Origin of the sequence: Bradyrhizobium sp. NBAIM08 (assembly GCF_020193935.1) — a bacterium.
Lineage (GTDB): Bacteria > Pseudomonadota > Alphaproteobacteria > Rhizobiales > Xanthobacteraceae > Bradyrhizobium > Bradyrhizobium yuanmingense.
The window spans coordinates 1-403 of record NZ_JADYVR010000958.1; the positions used below are offsets into that span (position 1 = coordinate 1).

The window sequence follows — 403 nt, forward strand, 5'->3', positions numbered from 1 at the left end:
CGCGACGACACCGCGCCCGGCCGCGCTCCCCTGATCAGCCGCCGGAGACGGCGGGCAGGACGTGGACCGTGTCCTCGGGCCCGACCGGGGTGCTGAGGTCGGCCGGGCGCCCGGCGACGAAGACGTTGATGTGCGGGCGCAGCCGCGGTCCCTCCTCGACCAGCCGGCTGCGCATCCCCGGAGCCCGGACATCGAGCGCACTGAGGACCGCGTCGACGTCGGCGCCATCGACGGCATGCCGGCGCTCGACACCGGGGAACAGGGCGAGCAGCGAGCGCGGCAGCAGGACGACGGCCACGGGACGGCTCGTCAGTCGAGGACGAGCGCTTCGACCGACCAGATCTCCGGCAGGTTCGCGGTGATGAGCCGCCAGGAGACGCCTTCGTCGCTGCTGTGCCACAAC

At 73.7% G+C, this 403-nt stretch carries 1 protein-coding gene; it reads right to left on the minus strand.

All coding sequences use genetic code 11. The features are described 5' to 3' along the window. Window positions 1-34 precede the first annotated feature (34 nt). On the minus strand, window positions 35-298 hold the full coding sequence (locus I6F37_RS42925) for a MoaD/ThiS family protein (RefSeq protein ID WP_225154819.1): 264 nt from the start codon (window positions 296-298) through the stop codon (window positions 35-37). Window positions 299-403 lie beyond the last annotated feature (105 nt).